This window comes from Mesorhizobium sp. M7A.F.Ca.US.007.01.2.1 (assembly GCF_003998165.1).
Classification (GTDB): domain Bacteria; phylum Pseudomonadota; class Alphaproteobacteria; order Rhizobiales; family Rhizobiaceae; genus Mesorhizobium; species Mesorhizobium ciceri.
This window is the reverse complement of record NZ_RZQP01000024.1, coordinates 1-18,506: the sequence shown is the minus strand read 5'-3', so window position 1 is coordinate 18,506 and position 18,506 is coordinate 1. Positions and strand designations below refer to the sequence as shown.

Genomic DNA, 18,506 nt, shown 5'->3' with positions numbered 1-18,506 from the left:
ATTGAAGCACAGAGCAGGCTTGACTATTTTCCGCTGGCGGCTACAAGGCAGCGCTCACAGCGGCTTGCCCGCTCGGCCCGCACGGTTTTCACGTTTATCGTGATATTCAAGATCGTGCCTGCTGGGGAATAGGTTAACGGTAGACCCACGGACTCTGACTCCGTTAGTCCTGGTTCGAATCCAGGTTCCCCAGCCACTCCTCTTCTCTCGATCAAAACAATCACCAACGCTCATCATCGTGAAATGCTCCCTGGCGACCACCTGACGGGATTCCAGCTATGGTGGGTTGCGGCGGGGTGACATTTATAGGATCGTCAAAGGATCGAAATTATCGAAGGAAGAACGGAATGCGCGCTTTGGTCTTCATCGGATTTCTGATGTTCGTTACTTTCTTGGTTGGCTGCACGACAGACAAGGGGAATGCCAGTCAAACCCAGACTGCGGAAGACAAGGCGCAGTGTACCGGCTTTGGTTTTAAACAAGGCACGGATGCTTTTGCCAATTGCATGATGAAGCTTTCGTCGCAGCGACAAGGCCAACAGCCCCAAGATCACGATGCACTCCTTCGCCGGTATAAGTCCTTAAGTATGGCTCGGCGCGGTGATGATCGGTATCCTGTATGCAGCGCCTCCGACATGGACAATGAACTCGATACTTCGGCAAATAAATGGATTGGCCCCAATTGCCAGATGGCACCAGATTAAGCGAGTGGAGTGCTGTACCAGCGACCCCGTCGAACGCGCCAAGCGTGAAATTCAAGACACCGCCAGCAACACCAGTCGATCCGACGAGCCGGCATATTTATTCCGGCGTTCGCCGCATCGCGCGCCGTGTCGTCACTTACCCTGCCTTCCTGTAGGCCGCCTCGGCCGCGTGATTTCCTTCGATGAAGCCGAGGCCGATTCCGGTCGCGCTCCACTCCCGGCACCCGGCCTCTGCTACATCGAGGAGCATGGAGCAAACGCGTAATGGTCAGTGACAGCCGATTCATTCTCGAACGCATCAGCCAAGGCTGCGTGACGCTCTCCGACGACGAATTCGTCATCGACAGGCTGGTCAAGTATTTCGGCAATGGCAGGATCCGCTGGCACGTCGAATTCCGCGGGCATCGCATCGAGCTGACGACAGGCCAGCTTAAGAAGCAGCCGACCTTCCGCAGGAAAATGCTCGAACAGACAGGGGTGCTGCCGCCCCAGCGTGCCGGGACCAACTACAGGCGATGGGCACTCGATCTGAGGAAGAATGCCGTCGAGCTTCCTTGGCGGGATAGGCCGGTGGATAGCGGCTTCGCCATCGACAGGCTCGCCAGCCACGGCGACGGGCGCTGGACGGTCGAATATCAGGGCAAGACCATCAAATTCACGACGACGAAACTCCGCAGGCAGGTGAGTTTCCGCAAACGCATGCTGGCCAAGGCCAAGGTGCTGCCGCCCGAGTTGACCCCGGCTGCCTATCGGAAGTGGATGGACTGGCTCATTCAAAACGCCACCGAGGCTGCTCCGCAGGCCGGCGATGCCTTGATGACCGAGAAAAGCTGGCTTGACGACCTGCCTGAGCTAGCCGGCTGGCAAAATGAAACGGTGCCCGAAGAGACCGGCTAAGGGCGGTAGTATCCAAATGCAAGCAGCGATGGCACTCGTTGCGTTTGCCATGCCTGCCAGTTTCGGCACACATTGATGGCGAAGGAGTCTGACCAGAGCTGGCTCGCTGGCAATCAGAATTGAATGAGACCACATGGACCGCTTCGACCTCGGCACCTACCGCCGCCCCATCTCCACTCGCTCGACAGAAACCCAGCGTTGGTTCGATATTGGCCTTAACTGGTGCTACGGCTTCAACCATGAGGAAGGCATCAAGTGTTTTGAGAAGGCGCTCGAAACAGATCCTCACTGCGCGATGGTTCACTGGGGCATCGCCTATGCCGCCGGGCCTTTCTACAATCTGACCTGGAAGGAGCATGGCGAGGCCGAAGCCGACAGCGCGACCAAGCGCTGCTTCGAGCATGTCCAGCTGGCGCGGGCCAATGCGGCTGCCGCCAGTGAGATCGAGAAGCGGCTGATCGAGGCGCTGGCCGCCCGCTTCCAGAAGCCACACCGGGTGAGCCTGGAGGAATTCGAACGTTGGGATGACGCCTATGCCGCCGCGATGCGGCTTGTGTATCGGGACTTTCCCGATGACCATGATGTGATGGCACTGCTGGTCGAAGCACTGATGATGCGCACGGTGCGGCGGCTGTGGAACCTCAAGACCGGCGCGCCGGCGCCGAATTCCGATGTCGTCGAGGCGCTCGACGTCTGTGAGCGGTCGATCCGGCTTGCCGATGAGGCCGGCGCAGCACAACATCCGGCGATCATCCACCTGCACATCCATCTCCTGGAAATGTCCACCATGCCGGAGCGCGGCATGCGGTCAGCGGATCTGCTCGGCGAGATGTGCCCCGATGCCGGGCATATGAACCACATGCCGGGGCACATCTATGTGCTGTGCGGCGAGTATGAGAAAGCAAAACGCGCCAGCGAAAAGGCGGTGCGTGCCAACGACCTCTATCTCGCCTATGCCGACGAGCCGACCTATTATTTGCTCGGCTGCTGCCACGATCTGCATCTGATGATGTTCACCTGCATGTTGTCGGGCCAGTACCAGCCTGCATTGTGGGCGGCCGACAGAGTGCGCAGCCTGGTCGCGCGCGACGTGGTCGCCATCCAGGGCCGGCCAAAGCTCACGCAGACGGTGGAAGGCTACCATGCGATGAAATCGCATGTGCAGGTGCGCTTCGGCCGCTGGCAGGAGATCATCGACGAACCGGTCACCGAGGAGCCGGGCCTCTATGTGCTGACGGCGGCCATGCAGCGCTACGCCAAGGGTGTGGCGCATGCGACGCTCAAGCATTTCGCTGAGGCTGAACGTGAGCGCGAAGAGTTCCATCGGCATCTGAAAGGCATTGCGCCCGAGCGGCGCTTCCTCAGCAACCCGGCGCAAGCTTCGCTGGCTGTCGGTGCCGCCCTGCTCGACGGCGAGCTCGCGTACCACCAGGGCCGGCATGAGGAGGCGTATGGCCATTTGCGGCAGGCGGTCGAGCTTGACGACAATCTGTCCTACACCGAGCCGTGGGCCTGGATGCACCCGCCGCGCCATGCGCTGGCGGCGCTGCTTCTCGACCAGGGTCACGCGCAGGAAGCAGAACAGGTCTATCGCGACGATCTGGGCCTGAGCGGCACGGTGCAGCGCTGTGCCCAGCATCCGAACAATGTCTGGGCATTGCACGGGCTTGTGGAATGCCTGAAACGGCGCGGCGAGACCGATGAATTGCCGACATTGCAGACAAGCCTTGCAGCGGCGCTGGCCAAGGCGGACGTACCGATCACCTCGTCCTGCCTGTGCAGGACGAGCGCGCAGCAAGGCTGCTGTCACTGACGCGAAGTCTGCCTGTCGCCACTGTTGCGGCCGATCGGCTAGAGCAATTCCAGGAAAAGTGTGAAACGGTTTTCCGTCCGGAATTGCGTCAAAACAAGGAGTTAGAGCGGGTCGCCGTTTCCGTGAAACGGTGAACTGCTTTAGCCAAACAAATTGTCGACCAGATCGTCGTTGGCGGTGGAAACCTCGCCGCCCGGGTATGTCACCTGCCGATCAGCCAAGGCTCCATGCTGCGTCGTCCCACGCCTTCGATCAGCACGGAGCAGTCTATCTCATCGTGAAGTTGGGCGTTTGGGTCAGACGAAAGCCAGGAAGCATAGGAGCGAAGCTGCTTGAGCCTGGCTGTTTTCTCAAGCCGTGCCTGGCGCTCATCCTCGGCTGGTTGAGCCGGTCCTTTGTTCTTCTGGGCAGGAAATTGCATCCTGGCTCTCCTCGATCACCGAGCCTGTGGAGACGGACTCAATCGGGCGTTGGCCCGTTGTCGCTCCGGTCTCTGCGGTTCTGAAGCCAACACATGCGCTGACGGGAGTCGCCATTCATCTTGATGATGGCGGACCCTTATCAACAATGCACCCGCGCCACCGCCGGGTGCTCCTGGTCCGGGTTCACTGCGCGCACGGCACTCGGCAGTCGGACGCAACTGCAGGAAATGGAACCAGATCGGCCGTGCGACGTCATAGAAGCAGGTGCCCATACGGGAGTGTGACCTCCATGATCAGGCTCGTTCTTGTCGCGGTCGCCATGCTCGTCATGGCATGCGATGCAACGGCGGCGGCAAAACTGGACGCGGCCGCCGTCAACAACGCCCAATTTGACGGCAGCGAAGCGAAAGGCGTCAGTGCGACCGTGCTGAAGGCGCAAATCCTCCTGGATCGTGCACGCTTCTCGCCAGGCCTGATCGATGGCCGCCAAGCAGAGAACTTCACCCGGGCAGTCAGTGCGTTCCAAGCGGCCAACGGATTGCCTGCCGACGGCAAGCTCACCCGCGAGACATGGGACAAGCTGGTCGCGACCTCCTCGCGCCCCGCGATTGAGACCTACGATTTGACACGCAAGGATGTGCATGGGCCGTTCACCAGGCGAATTCCGGCACGCATGGAGAGGATGGCCCGCCTGCCCAGGCTGGCTTACCACAATGCCTTGGAAAAGATGGCGGAGCGCTTCCACATCAGCGAGCAACTGCTTGAACGGCTCAATCCCGGCATCGGCTTCAGGAGGGCGGGGCAAAAGCTGCTCGTGCCAGCTGTCACCCGAGGTGATCCGCCGCAAGACATCGCGAGCGTCGAGGTCGACAAGAGCGCTCGCCAGGTTCGGGTGCTTGACCCTTCCGGCAAAGTGCTTGCGACGTACCCCGCCTCGATCGGAAGCCAGGAGAAGCCCGCGCCGAGTGGCCAGGCGGAGGTCAAACGCGTGGTGCACCACCCAACCTATCATTACGATCCCGAGTTTGCCTTCAAGGGGGTGAAGACCAAGCGCCCCTTCACGATCGCTGCCGGGCCAAACAATCCGGTGGGATCGGTCTGGATCGACTTGTCCATCGATAGCTACGGCATTCACGGAACGCCGGACCCAGGCAAGATCGGAAAGACCTTCTCGCATGGTTGCATCAGGCTGACCAACTGGGATGCCGAAGACCTCGCCTCTGAAGTGCAAAAAGGCACAAAGGTCGTCTTCAAGGACGAAGCGGCAGGATCGGTCGAACAAGGATCGCAGTAGGTAGGCGCTACGGCCTACCCATTTTCGACCGTGTGACTAGTCACACGGTCGTGTGACTGGCGTCGCCGAGGGCGTGGAGCGGCCCCTTACCCCAGCCACTTCTCGTAGTCGGACACCAGCAGATGGATCGGGGCAACGTCTTCGTCGATGTTGGAAAAACGGCCGATCGGTTCGCGAAACACATTGTCGGTGAGATCGTCGTTGACGGTCGAGACCTCGCCGATCAGCACATCCTTGCCCTCGGCCCAAAAGGCATGCCAGACGCCGGGCAGCAGCGTGACGCTTTGGCCCGGGTCGAGCTTCAGGAGCCCGCCCGCAGGCAGCCTGTGGATGGTTCCGTCGACCGGCACCGAAACCTCGGCCTTGGGATCGATGCCGCCGTCGCGGTCATGCATGAACAGTTCCAGCACCAGCTTGCCGCCGCCACGGTTGATGATGTCCTCGGCCTTGATGTTGTGGCGATGCATCGGCGACAGCTGGTCCTTGCGCGAGATCATGATTTTCTCGGCATAGAGCATGCCCATGCCCTTCTTCATGTCCTCGTAGCGGCCATTGCGAACGGTGAACAGGAACAGGCCGAGTTCCCTGAATTTCTCCTGACCGTAATCGGTGATGTCCCAGCCGAGCCGCGAGGTGAACACCGCCGACGAGTCGACCTGGCGCGCCTTCGCCTCCTGCGGCGACCAATAGGCGAAGGGCGGCATGATGTAGCCGAACGAGCGGATGAAAGCGTCGGCTTCGCGGATGATGTCGTTGATGGCGGAGCGCTTCATGATCATGATCCCTTCGTATCGATTTGTCTGGCAAATCGCATAGCCGAACGTCGATGCGGTGTCGATCCATCTCGCCACCTGCCCGGCCTTGCGCTTAGGCGCATGGACCACAGATCCGCTTCGCTGGCCACGTGACATCGCGGATTTTCAGGGCCATAAATCCCGCGGATTCCTCATGGGGTGAAAGATGATGCCGACCGTCCACGACCTCGATACGCCGTCGATTCTCATCGACGCCGCGCGCGCCGAAGCCAACATTGCCCGCGCCCAGGCGCATGCCGACAGGAACGGGCTGAAGCTCAGGCCGCATATCAAGACGCACAAATTGCCCTATTGGGCGAAGAAGCAGGTGGCGGCCGGCGCCGTCGGCATCACCTGCCAGAAGATCGGCGAGGCCGAGGTGATGGCCGATGCCGGGCTGACCGATATTTTTCTTCCCTACAACATCCTTGGGCGCGCCAAGCTGGAGCGGCTTCTGGCGCTGCACGGGCGCGTCACCCTGTCGGTGACAGCGGACAGCATGGAGACGCTCGAAGGGCTGGCAACCACCTTCACCGATGCCGGTCATCGTCTACCGGTGCTGGTCGAATGCGACACCGGCATGGGTCGCTGCGGCGTGCAGTCGGCCGATGAAGCGGTTGCGCTGGCAAGACAGATCGACAGAGCCGGTGGCCTCGCCTTCGGAGGACTGATGACCTACCCGGCCGCCGGGAAGGCAGCGGAGGCCGAAGCCTGGCTCGCCGACGCCAAGCAGGCGCTGGCCGCATCGGGCCTCGCCTGCGAACGCATCTCCAGCGGCGGCACGCCGGATATGTGGCGCTCCAGCGATACATCTGTTGTCACGGAGTATCGTCCAGGCACCTACATCTATCTCGACCGCTATCAGGTCGCCAAAGGCGTCGGCGCGCTCGACGATTGCGCGCTGACGGTGCTGTCGACGGTGGTCAGCCATCCCACCGCGATGCGCGCTATCCTCGATGCCGGCAGCAAGGCGCTGTCCAGCGACACGCTGGGTCTCGCCGATTTCGGCGAGTTGCCCGGCGTGCCGGGAGCGCGGGTGACGGGCCTGAGCGAGGAGCACGGCACCGTCACGCTTTCGGGTGACGGCAAATTGCGCATCGGCGAGCGCGTGCGTGTCGTGCCCGACCATTGCTGCGTCGTCACAAACTTGTTCAACGAGGTCAACCTGGTCGACGGCGACAAAGTGCTGGAAACGCTGCCTGTGGCGGCGCGCGGAAGGATGGGGTGAACTAAGAAGCGTCTTGCCTTTTCACACAAGGGGAGAAGGGGGAGAGCGCTCCGCCTGCCGTGCCGCGACCCTGCGCATGGCAATCACCCGGCGACGGCGGATTTCGGTGCGCATCGCCATCAGGTGCAGCGCGAAGAACAGCACGGTGAAGCCGAGCGCCATCACCAGAAGCGGCCACAGCAGGCTGGGGTCGATGGTGGAGCCGCCCATGCGGAACACCGAGGCCGGCTGATGCAGCGTGTTCCACCAGTCGACCGAGAACTTGATGATCGGGATGTTGATGAAGCCGACCAGCGTGATGATGGCGGCGGCCCAGGCGGCGCGGCTGGCATCGTCGAGCGCACGGGTCAGCGCGATGATGCCGAGATACATCAGGAACAGCACGAAGACCGAAGTCAGCCGCGCATCCCAGACCCACCAGGTGCCCCACATCGGCTTGCCCCAGATCGAACCGGTGATCAGCGCCAGCGCGGTGAAGACCGCACCGATGGGGGCGGCTGATTTCAGCGCGACATCGGCCAGCGGATGCCGCCAGACGAGCGTGCCAAGTGCGGAAACCGCCATCAGCGTGTAGCACATCATGGCCAGCCAGGCGAAAGGCACGTGGATGTACATGATGCGAACGGTGATGCCTTGCTGGAAATCCTCAGGCGCGGCGAAGCTCATATAGAGCCCGACGGCGAGGATCAGTGCGGCGATCGTGGCCAGCCATGGCACGACCTTGTCCGCCAGCCCGACGAAGCGCGTCGGGTTGGCGAGATCCATCCAGCTTGTCAGGCGTGAAGTCGTGTCGCTCATGCGGTTCTACATAAACCGCCGCGGCGTTCGGGGCAATCGAGCGGTGGTGTCGCAGGGCTGCAGCGCTTTGCCTTCTCCCCTGTGGGAGAAGGCAGAGACGTGCCTGATCAGGCGGCCGCTTCCTGCTGTTGCAGCACGGTGCGGCTGAGGCGGCGGACCTCCTCGTCGTTGAGCAGGCCGCCAGCGCGCAGCAGGCTGGCAAAGCGGCCATTGCGCAGCGACAGCTCGGTGAAGCCGCCCATCTCGACCACCCTGCCCTTGTCCATGAACACGACCAGATCGGCGTCGCGAACGGTGGTCAGGCGGTGGGCGATGATGAAGGTGGTGCGGTCGCGGCGCAGTTCGTCGATCGCTTCCTTGACGCGGTCCTCGGTCTCGACGTCGAGCGCGCTGGTCGCCTCGTCGAGCACCAGGATCGGTGCGTCCTTCAGCACGGCACGGGCAATGGCGATGCGCTGACGTTCGCCGCCCGACAGCTGGCCGCCACGTTCGCCAACCACCGTGTCGTAGCCATTGCTCTTGGACAGGATGAAGTCCTGTGCGGCAGCCGCATTGGCAGCGGCATGGATCTCGTCATTGCTTGCATCGGCGCGGCCAACACGGATGTTGTCCTCGATCGAGCGGTTGAGCAGGCCGGCATCCTGGAACACGGTGGCGATCGAATGGCGCACCGACTTGCGGGTCACGGTGCGGGTGTCGATGCCGTCGATCAGGATACGGCCATGGGACGGCGAGAAGACACGCTGCAGCAGATTGATGAGCGTGGTCTTGCCGGCACCCGTCGGGCCCACGATGGCGACGGTCTGGCCCGCCTGCACCTCGAAGGACACGTCGTCGATGCCTTGGCCGGAATTGGCGAATTCAAAGCCGACATTCTCGAAGCGGACATGGCCGGTGACGTTGGAAAGATCGCGCAAGCCGTCCGGCTCGGCGGAATCAGCCGCGGAGTCCTCGAGATGGTAGAAATCCTCGAGCTTGGCACGGGCCTCGGAAATCTGGTTCGCGAAAGCCGACATCTGATCGAGGCGAGCGATCAGCATCGTGGCAAAACCGGTGAAGGCAATGACGTCGCCGACACCCAACTGACCATGAGTCACGAGATAGGAGCCGATCGACAATACGATCAGCATCGAGATTGCCGATGACAGACGGTGCAAGGCATTGGCCAGCGCCCACCAGTCGAGCACAGGGTTCTGCGCGTCGAGCAGGTTCTTGACGTAGCGGCGCAGCGTATCGGCCTCGTGGCCGAGGCGATTGTAGCTCTGCAGCACCGCAACGTTGCTGACCGAGTCGGTCACATGCGCGAACACCTTGTGGTAGTGGCGCTCGACCGCGGCCTGGCCCGCCTTGGTGCGGCGCATGACCATCCGGCCGATGCCGACATAGAGCAGCCCGAGGCCAAGCAGCACCAGCGACATGCGCAGGTCCATGCTGATCGCGGTCGGGACCAGCAGTACGAGGGCGACAGCCGTGGACAGATGCTGGCGCATGAATTCGAGCCAAAGGCTGAACAGGGTTTCCACGGCGCGCAGCATCGTGTGCAGCGCATTGGAGGTGCCGTGCTGATGGTGCCAGGCGAGCGGCATGGTGATCACGCGCTCGAACGACTCGCAAAGCACTTCGCTGCGCCGAGCATGGGCGAAACGGTCAGCGCCGCGCGCCACCATGACGAAGGCAACGATGTTGAAGGCGCCGAGACCGGCCCACATGACCAGCGTGGTGAAGACAGAGCCACGCTCGGAGATGGCGCCGATGACGCGACCGAACATAATCGGCTCGAGAAGCGCTACGATGGCGAGAGCCACGTTGGCCGAACAGATCAACGCAACGCGTTTCCTGTCCGCGGCCAGATAACCGAGAGCTCGCCAGTAGATTTGCAGAAGGGTCACCCCAGTTACTCCGCCACGCTGTTTATTGTGCACTGCATCATTTTATTCGTACCGGTTGATACGTCGCAAAACAATGGCCGTGTACCCCTTCAGTTCCCTTAGAGCGAACAAAAGATGGCGACGTTCCGAAATCTGCCGTGATCACCTAACGGTTTGAGAAGACAGGTAAAATGTCAGGCATGCGGCGAAATCATGGCAGTTGGCACGTGCTGCCATAATTTTAATCAGCAACAATGTCGGGCGGATGACTGAGGCCGAAATCGCCTTTCGCGAAGTATAAAGCAAAACAAAGCTGCAGGATGCCCTTCCAGGCGAAGGGTGGCCAAACCCTCACCGCTCGCGGCTACTCCTATGGGACGCCTCAAGCCTTTGATTTCATAGACTTCTCGGCGAGATGCCCGTCAACGGCAGACGGCAACGCCAGGCGGGATGGGGCCTCTCATCCGCCGTGGTGACAAAAGTCGCGGCCCGGAACCCCGCCCCGAGCGCATGCTTTTTGGGCAACAGGCCTCAGGCCGGAATCCTGACGACCACCTCGGCAACTTCGCCGTCCTTCAGCTCGACTGCCGAAGCCTTGGTCTTTGCCCCATTCACCTCCAGCGACACGGCCTTGGCCTTATTGTCGCGGATGACACGAACCTTGAGTTCCGCCCCCAGCATTTTGAGATTTGCCGAGTACCCATCCCAGTGGCTTGGCAGCTTCGGCTTGAACTGGACACGCTTGCCGCGCCGTTCGATGCCCAGAATGCCTTCGACCGCAGCCCTGTAGAGCCAGCCGGCAGAGCCGGTGTACCAGGTCCAGCCGCCACGGCCGCCCTTGCCGTTGCCGGCATTGTCGTCCCCGGCATAGATGTCGGCCGCCACGACATAGGGCTCCACTCGATAGTGCTCGGCCGTGGCCTCGTCGGTCGCGTGGTTGACGGGGTTCAGCATCGAGAAACAACGATAGGCCTCGTCGACCTGCCCCATCTCGGCAAGCGCGATGACGAACCATGTGGCGGCGTGGGTGTACTGGCCGCCATTCTCGCGCACGCCAGGCGGATAGCTCTTGATGTAACCGGGGTCCTTTTCCGTCTTCGAGAATGGCGGCGTGAACAGCTTGACGATCTTCAGCTTGTCGTCGACGAGCAGCTTCGTTGCTTGCTCCATGGCGGTGGTCGACCGTGCCGGGTCGCCCTCTCCCGAAAGCACACTCCAGGACTGGGCGATCGAGTCGATCTTGCACTCCTGCGAGTTGCGAGACCCCAAAGGCGTGCCGTCGTCGAAACTGCCGCGCCGGTACCATTCGCCGTCCCATGCGGTGCTCTCAAGCGCCCGCTTCAGAACATCGGCATGCTTTGCCCAGGCCTGTGCTCGCTTGGCATCACCCTCGGTCTTGGCGACGGGCGCGAAATCGCCCAGCGTCTTCAGCAGGAACCAGCCGAGCCAGACGCTCTCGCCCTTGCCGTGCTCGCCGACGCGGTTCATGCCGTCGTTCCAGTCGCCGCCGAGGATCAGCGGCAGGCCCGCGGGGCTGCTGCGCTTGATGGCGAGATCGAGCGCACGCGCGCAATGGTCGTAGAGCGTCGCTGTCTTCTTCGAGATTTCCGGGGTGAAGAAGGCATCGTGCTCGCCCTCGCCCAGCGGCTGTCCATCGATGAAGGCCAATTGCTCCTTGAGGATGGAGGCATCGCCGGTGACCAGCAAATAGCGCGCCGTAGCGTGGGCAAGCCAGACCACGTCGTCGGAGATCAACGTGCGTACGCCAGCACCCGTGCGCGGCAGCCACCAATGCTGCACGTCGCCTTCGGGGAACTGCCGCCGCGCCGCGTTGAGGATCTGGTCGCGCGCCAGCTGCGGGTCATGCGCCAGCAGCGCCAGCGTATCCTGCAACTGGTCGCGGAAGCCGAAGGCACCGCTGGCCTGATAGAAGGCCGAGCGGGCGCGGATGCGGCAGGCCAGGCTTTGATAGGGCAGCCAGTGGTTGACCATGGCGTCGAGCGCCTTGTCGGGCGTCTCGACCTGGATGGTGTCGAGGAAGCCGCGCCATTCGCGCTCATTGTCGGCCAATCGCTGGTCGAAGTCCTTGACCTTATGCTCCTCCACCAGCGCGCTCGCCTCCTCGGCGGACTCGGCGTCGCCGAGCAGCCAGAGCAGCGTCACGTCGCCGCCAGCCGGAATCTCGACGTCGCGGGCAATCGCCGCGCACGGATCGTCGCCGGCCTCGACACGGCCAGACAGCGCTGCACCACTCAGCACCGCCTGCGGTAGCTCGCTGGAGCCATGCCGGCCCAGGAACTCCGATCGGTCTGTCGTCACCGAATGGACGCCGCCGTCGGCCGCCAGGAAGGCCACACGCTCGCCGAAATCCAGCCCGTAGGGGTTTTGTGCGAGCAGCGCCCCACTGGCGGCATCCCGCGACGGGACGATGGTTGCCGCAGTGCGCGACCGATGCCCGCCGAGCACCCATTCGGCATAGGCATAGACACGCAGCCGCGCCGGCACCGAGCCGGAATTCTGGATGCGCAGCCGCGAGATTTTCAGGGAATCGACCGGATCGACGACATGGGTAAGGTCCATCGACAACGGTCCGCGCTTCGAGCGGAAGGTCGAGAAACCCTGGCCGTGCCAGGCCTCGTAGGTCATCGAGGGATCGCGCACCATGGCGGCGAGCGGCGAGAATGCCTTGCCGCTGGCCTGATCGTAGATATAGAGGCCCTCGCCCGGGCGGTTCGAGACCGGATCATTCGACCACGGCGTCAACTGGTAGTCGCGGCTGTTTCGGCTCCAGGTGAAGGCTGCGCCCTCGGCGGAGGTGTGGAACCCGAACGAGGCGTTGGAGACGACGTTGATCCACGGCTGCGGCGTCGTGCGCCGCCCGGCCAGGCGCACGACATAGTGCCGTCCGTCGCCGTCGAAACCGCCAAAGCCGTTCCACTGGCTGAGCCCGCTGCCATCGGCGCTGACATTGGCCACCGCCTGCGAGGCAGCAGTATGCGTCGTGGATAGCGGCGACGGCAATTCACGCGGAATCGGCAACGTTGCCAGAGCATCCCGCGCCTGCAGGGCCGCCGCCTCGGCGCGCTCGATCTGGTCGAAGATGGTGCCGTTGCGCGTGTGCAGGACGACGCGGGCGACGGCGAGCAGCGTCTTGTAGGTGGTCTCGTCCATAAGATCGCGGCGCACCGCGAAAATGTGCTGGCGCGGCCCGAGCTCCTTGCCGCGCAGACGGCTGTTTTCGCACAGCGTCTCGACCGCCCGCTGCAGGTCCTGGACATAGGAGGACGCCTGCTCGTTGACGACGACGAAGTCGATCATCATGCCGCGGGTGCGCATATATTCCTGGAACCGCAGCGCCTGGGCGACGATTTCGAGATCGGCGACATCGCCGATCCTGACCAGGAAGATCGGGAAATCGCCGGAAATGCTTGTCGGCCACAGGCTCGACTGCTTGCCCAGCCCCGAGGCGATGGATTCGGCGGGAAGACGCAGGAACGGATCCGGATAGATCAGATAGCGCGCCAGCTTCTGCACATTGGCGGCATCGGTCAGGCTGAGGCCCATATGGCGGGTCTGCACCTGGCTCCGCGTCCAGGCAAGCATGGCCTGGCGGGCAAAGCTCTCCGGATGGTCGAGGCGGGCGATGGCTTCGTCCAGTTCGGCACGGCCGGCGCCGACAACCGTCCAGAAGGTCAGCGATATCTTCTTGTTGGCCGGCACGCGCACCTGGCGGCGCAGCGAGGCGACGGGATCGAGCGTAAAGCCTGAGTGGCCGCCCAGCCTGGCGCCCGGGTCGAAAGCGGCTGCGTCGACGATGGTGCGGCCACGGCCGATGAAGGCGCGCCTGTCGGTCTCGGCCTCGGCGTCGCGCGCCGATCCGGACGGATCGGTGACGAAATGCACCATGGCGATATCGGGCTCGCTGGTCTCGCGCTTGCGCCGCGTGGCGAAGATCGCCGCGTTGTTCGCAGAGATTTCGGTTTCCACGAACATCTTCGAGAAGGCCGGATGCGCGTTGTCGGACGCCTCCAGGCCGAGCACCAGCTCGGCAAAGGAGGTCACTTCGATGTGACGGTCGGACGGACCGTCATTGTAGAGCGTGACCCGACGGCCCTCGCCATTGCCTTCCGAGATGACGATGCATTCGACCTCGGAGCGCAAGGTGCCCACCGATTTGACGAAGCTCGCCTTGTCGTCGGAGAACAAGGTCTGCGCCTTTTCCTCGGCGGCTCGCTTCGGTTCGGCTGTAGCCGACCACCAGTCGCCGGTGCCGGCGTCACGCAGGAAGATGTAGGAGCCGAGCCGGTCCTCGGTCGGATCCGGCTGCCAGCGGGTGACGGAGAGATCGCCCCAGCGGCTGTAGCCCGAGCCGGTCGCGCTGACCATCACCGAATAGCGGCCGTTCGACATGACGTTGGTCGACCGCAGCGACTGCAGCGGATTGAGCACGATGCGGGTGTCGGGGCTGTCGACTTCGGTCTCGTCCTTGGAGCGTTCGTCGGCCTCGGTCCTGACGGTCGCTGTCGGGATGTCGCGCGGCGCCCTCTCCTGCAGCAAGAGTTCGGCCGATTCGATGACCGGATCGCTGTGGAAGCGGTCGCGCATGCGACCTTCGAAGATGGCGTCGGCAACCGCCGCGATCGACATGCCCGAATGGTGGGCCATATAATTCTGGACGACGACATGGTCCGTGCCTTCCGGCACGCGCTGTGGCGTGAAGTCGACGGCATCGTAGTAGCCGTGGCGGCCGAGCGCCCCGATCTCCCGCAATCGGGCGAGATTCAGCACGGCTTCACGCGGATTGAACTGGGCCGCCAGTATGGTGGCGTAAGGCGCGATCACCGTGTTCTGGCCAAGACCGCGCTTCAGCCCGAGGCCTGGAACGCCGAAATTGGTATATTGATAGGTCAGTTCGCGGTCGCGGGCATTGTAGGCGGCCTCCGAAATGCCCCACGGCACGTTCTTCTGGCGGCCATACTGGATCTGGCGCTTGATGATCAGCTTGCTCGTCTGGTTGAGGATCGAGCCCTGCGGCTCCTTCATCACCAGCGGCGGCATCAGATATTCGAACATCGAACCGGACCAGGACATCAGCGCGCCCTGGAAACCGATTTCGACGATCGGCCGGCCAAGCCTGAACCAGTGCTCGGTCGGCAGATCGCCCTTGGCGATGGCGAACAGGCTGGTCAGCCGTGCTTCGGAAGCCAGAAGGTCGTAGCAGCTTTCGTCGAGCTGGTGTTCCTCGACCCGGTAGCCGATCGACAGCAGCTTGCGCTCCGGCCGCATCAGGAAGGAGAAATCCATCTCGAAGGCATAGCGGCGGGTGCGCTCGCGTAAGGTGAGCAGCTTGGCACGCAGCGCCTCGACGGCATTGTCGTCGCTGTGCGCGTCATGGACGTGCGCTTCGCAGGTGGCTTCCAGCCTTGCCGCCCAGTCGACGATGACGTCGCTTTGGGGCGACACCGCCTCGGTATGGATGGCGGTGGCCAATTTTCGGATCTCGCCTGCCAGCACAGCCAGGTTGATGGTGCGGATCGACGCCATTTCGGGCTGCGCCTTGATGGTGTCGACAGCGCGCCGCATGCCGTCGAGACGGTCGGCGAGGCGCTGGCGCAGCGGGCGCAACTGACGGCGGTCGTCGGGCAGATCATCGAGGCTTTCGCTGAGGATGGTGACCGTGTCGAGAATGCCTTCGAAATCGCCCTGGAGGTGGACGGAGGGCGCCTCCGCCCATTCGGCGCAGGCGGCCGCCACCGCCACCAGATGGCCGGCGAGATTGCCGCTGTCGACTGCCGAGATGTAAAGCGGATAGAGCGGCTTCAGCGTCGTGGTGTCGTACCAGTTGAAGAGGTGACCGCGCTCACGCGGCATGCCCTCGATCGTGGCCATGGTGGCGTCGATGCGGGTGATGGCGTCGGACAGGCTGATCCAGCCGAAGTCGCGGGCGGAAACGACGGACAGCAGGTAGACGCCGATATTGGTGGGCGAAGTACGAGGCGCCACCACCGGTGCCGGGCTTTCCTGGAAATTGTCGGGCGGCAGATGGTGATGCTCTGCCGTCACGAAGCTTTCGAAATAATGCCATGTGCGCCGCGCCACCGTGCGCAGCGTATGGATATCGGCCTGCGATATGCGCAAGCGATCCTCGGTTTCAGCCGAACGGCTGATCCAGCTGGCGATGGCGGGCGAGCCAATCCAGAACAGCGCGAAGAAGAAGGCAACGAAGGCGCCGGTCGAATCGGCCAGCACCGGAATGGCAAGGCCGACGAAGCCGATGATCACGGCGCCATACATCATGCCGTAATACGAACCGACATCGTTGTCGCCCGCCTTGTGCGCCTGCGAGGCGGTGCGCCATTCCAAAAGGTTCTGGCGGCTGACGAACAACCGATAGAGCGTGCGCACGATGGCATCGCCCATCATCCAGGCGTTGTGCGCCATCAGCACGATCTTCAGCGCCACCATGGCGGTGCCGAAGGCGACGTCGCGTGCCAGGGCCGAGAAATGGCCGCGTGGCGTCTGGTCGCCGCTCTTGGGCAGGATGGCGTTGACGATGTCGAATGTCGGCGCCATGAACAGGCTGAGGATCAGCAGGGCCTGCCATTGCGCGGCCTGTGTGAAGGGCAGCAGCGTCCAGCCGGCAATCGCCGCCATCACCCAGAAGATCGGCGTCAGCGAGCGGCGCAGATTGTCGATCATCTTCCAGCGCGACAGCGCAGGCACGCCGGAGCGCGGATCGAGCATGAAGCCGAGCAACTGCCAGTCGCCGCGCGCCCAGCGATGGTGGCGCGAGGCGTCGACCGAGTAGCGGGTCGGATAGTCCTCGACCAGTTCGACATCGGTGACCAGCGCCGATCTCGCCAGCGCGCCCTCCAGCAGATCATGGCTGAGGATGGTGTTTTCCTCGATGCGGCCCTGCAGGGCGGCCTCGAAGGCGTCGACGTGATAGAGGCCCTTGCCGGTGAAGGACCCGTCGCCGAAGACGTCCTGATAGAGATCGGACACGGCAAAGACATAAGGGTCGAGGCCGCGATTGGCCGAAAACACCCGCTGGAAGAACGACGCATCGTCGCCTGATGTCAGCGACGCGGTGATGCGCGGCTGCAGGATCGCGTAGCCGGCGGTGACGACGCGCTTGCTGGCATCGAAATGCGGCCGGTTGAGCGGGTGGCAGAGCTTGCCTACGAGGGTGGCGACCGCGTCACGGGTGGTGCGCGTGTCGGCATCGAGCGTCATCACGTGGACGACGTTCTCCGGCAGCGGCACGTCGAGCGGCAGGAACGTGGTGTCGCTGTCGCCGCGCAGCAGAAGGTCGAGTTCATGCAGCTTGCCGCGCTTGCGCTCCCAGCCCATCCACGACCCTTGCGCCGCATTGAAGAGCCGGCGCCGGTGCAGGATATAGAAGCGCGGCGCGCCTTCGGAGGGATAGCGTGCGTTGAGACGAGCGATCTCGGCACGCGCGAATTCGAGGATTTCGGTGTCGGCAGCATCGATCTCGGTCTTCGAGTCCGGCCAGTCCGACAGCAGCGCGAAATGGATTTCATCGGCCGTGTTGGCGAGATGATGCACCTCGATATTGCGGATGTTTTCCTCGACATCGTCGCGCGAGCCGATCAGCGACGGCACCACCACCAGCGTGCGCGCCTCGGGCGGCACGCCGTGCCGGTAATCGTAGCCGACGAGGCGCGTCGGTTTCAGGAACAGCGAAACGACCGTGTTGAAGAAGGCGAGCGCGCCCTCGCTGGCCGGCACGGCAAAAAGCGCCAGCATGAGGACGATCGAGGGCACCGACAGGCCGAGATTGGCAAGCGCGTTGCCTGAGAGGACGAGAAGCAGCGCCGTCAGCGCAAACACCGGTACGACGATGCCGAGCCAGCCGGTCTTGCCGAAGGCACGCTTGACTGTCTGGCTGATGGTGGGTCGATAGCCGATCGCCTTCTCCAGCTCGAGCCGGCGTGGGCCGACGAGAAAGAAGCCGACATCGGTGTGGGCGGACCCGGTTAAAACGACGTCGCCGTCGCCATCGCTGGCGGCGTGGCCGGCCAGCTCGATGGCCTTCTCGGCGACGCGATATTCCGAAAGGTTCGAGCGGCGCGCCAATTCCTCGATCGCGGTCCGGTACTGGTCGCGCGAGAAGAAGTCGAGCGCGGCGAAATCGGTGCGCTCGCGCAGCACGGTGTCGATGCGGCTAACGCCTTCGAACCACACGGTCCAATCGACGTCGTTGATGAGGCGCAGGCCACGAATGATGTTGCCCGTCGTCACATTGCCGCTGGACAGCGTGTGATGTTCGGAAATGATGATTTCCTCGGCATCGGAGCCGGTCTTTTCGAGCTCGCCTTCCAGCCATTCCAGAGCCTTGCCGGCATTCTGCGAGCCATCGCGCAGGCGATAGAGCAGCTGGGTGGCGAAGGTGGTGTCCTGTGCGTGTGCGCTGAAATTGGACAGGATCGACTGCCGGTCGGCGCTGTCGTCGGTGGCCAGGACCTTGTCTGCCACATCGTTGGCGATCTGACGCATCTGACGGGTTCGATTGACCCTGACCGCCAGCCGGCGCAGATTTTCGATCAGCACGAAGCGCAACAGCGAAGGCAGCGCCCAGAGTTCGCCGATCTTCAGCGGCTCGACCGACTGAAAACCCTGGACGATGGACTTGAACATCGTCGCCGAAACGGAACTGTCCGAATG

The 18,506-nt window shown here is 63.0% G+C and carries 9 protein-coding genes and 1 tRNA gene; 6 read left to right on the top strand and 4 right to left on the bottom strand.

What is annotated here, in order from left to right:
• Positions 1-122 precede the first annotated feature (122 nt).
• The 5 genes from EN949_RS07095 to EN949_RS07070 all read left to right on the top strand — a co-directional run bounded on the left by EN949_RS07095 (position 123) and on the right by EN949_RS07070 (position 5,130).
• Positions 123-196, top strand: a tRNA-Gln gene (locus EN949_RS07095).
• Positions 197-347: 151 nt separating this feature from the next.
• Positions 348-704 carry a hypothetical protein gene (locus tag EN949_RS07090; protein WP_024505762.1) on the top strand — a complete coding sequence of 119 codons (357 nt, stop codon included), beginning with the start codon at positions 348-350 and terminating at the stop codon, positions 702-704.
• A 264-nt stretch (positions 705-968) separates the two neighbouring features.
• Positions 969-1,601, top strand: coding sequence for a hypothetical protein (locus EN949_RS07085; RefSeq protein ID WP_024505763.1), 633 nt, complete (start codon positions 969-971; stop codon positions 1,599-1,601).
• Positions 1,602-1,734: 133 nt separating this feature from the next.
• The gene (locus EN949_RS07080) at positions 1,735-3,414 is read left to right on the top strand and encodes a hypothetical protein (RefSeq protein ID WP_127366985.1); all 1,680 of its coding nucleotides are present in this window, start codon (positions 1,735-1,737) and stop codon (positions 3,412-3,414) included.
• A gap of 567 nt (positions 3,415-3,981) precedes the next feature.
• The gene (locus EN949_RS07070; RefSeq protein WP_245461887.1) at positions 3,982-5,130 is read left to right on the top strand and encodes a L,D-transpeptidase; all 1,149 of its coding nucleotides are present in this window, start codon (positions 3,982-3,984) and stop codon (positions 5,128-5,130) included.
• A gap of 86 nt (positions 5,131-5,216) precedes the next feature.
• Here the strand turns inward: EN949_RS07070 and EN949_RS07065 are convergent, their stop codons facing one another.
• On the bottom strand, positions 5,217-5,903 hold the full coding sequence (locus tag EN949_RS07065; RefSeq protein ID WP_013532294.1) for a D-lyxose/D-mannose family sugar isomerase: 687 nt from the start codon (positions 5,901-5,903) through the stop codon (positions 5,217-5,219).
• A 190-nt stretch (positions 5,904-6,093) separates the two neighbouring features.
• Between EN949_RS07065 and EN949_RS07060 the strand changes: the two genes are divergently transcribed.
• Positions 6,094-7,152, top strand: a complete 1,059-nt coding sequence (locus tag EN949_RS07060) for a D-TA family PLP-dependent enzyme (RefSeq protein ID WP_164754816.1) — start codon at positions 6,094-6,096, stop codon at positions 7,150-7,152.
• Positions 7,153-7,173: 21 nt separating this feature from the next.
• Here the strand turns inward: EN949_RS07060 and EN949_RS07055 are convergent, their stop codons facing one another.
• The 3 genes from EN949_RS07055 to EN949_RS07045 all read right to left on the bottom strand — a co-directional run.
• On the bottom strand, positions 7,174-7,950 hold the full coding sequence (locus tag EN949_RS07055) for a heme ABC transporter permease (RefSeq protein ID WP_027162453.1): 777 nt from the start codon (positions 7,948-7,950) through the stop codon (positions 7,174-7,176).
• 107 nt (positions 7,951-8,057) lie between these two features.
• Positions 8,058-9,839: a glucan ABC transporter ATP-binding protein/ permease gene (locus EN949_RS07050; RefSeq protein WP_013532297.1), complete on the bottom strand. Its 1,782-nt coding sequence runs from the start codon at positions 9,837-9,839 to the stop codon at positions 8,058-8,060.
• Positions 9,840-10,349: 510 nt separating this feature from the next.
• The coding region (locus EN949_RS07045; protein WP_127371659.1) for a glucoamylase family protein at positions 10,350-18,506 on the bottom strand (8,157 nt) is incomplete at its 5' end.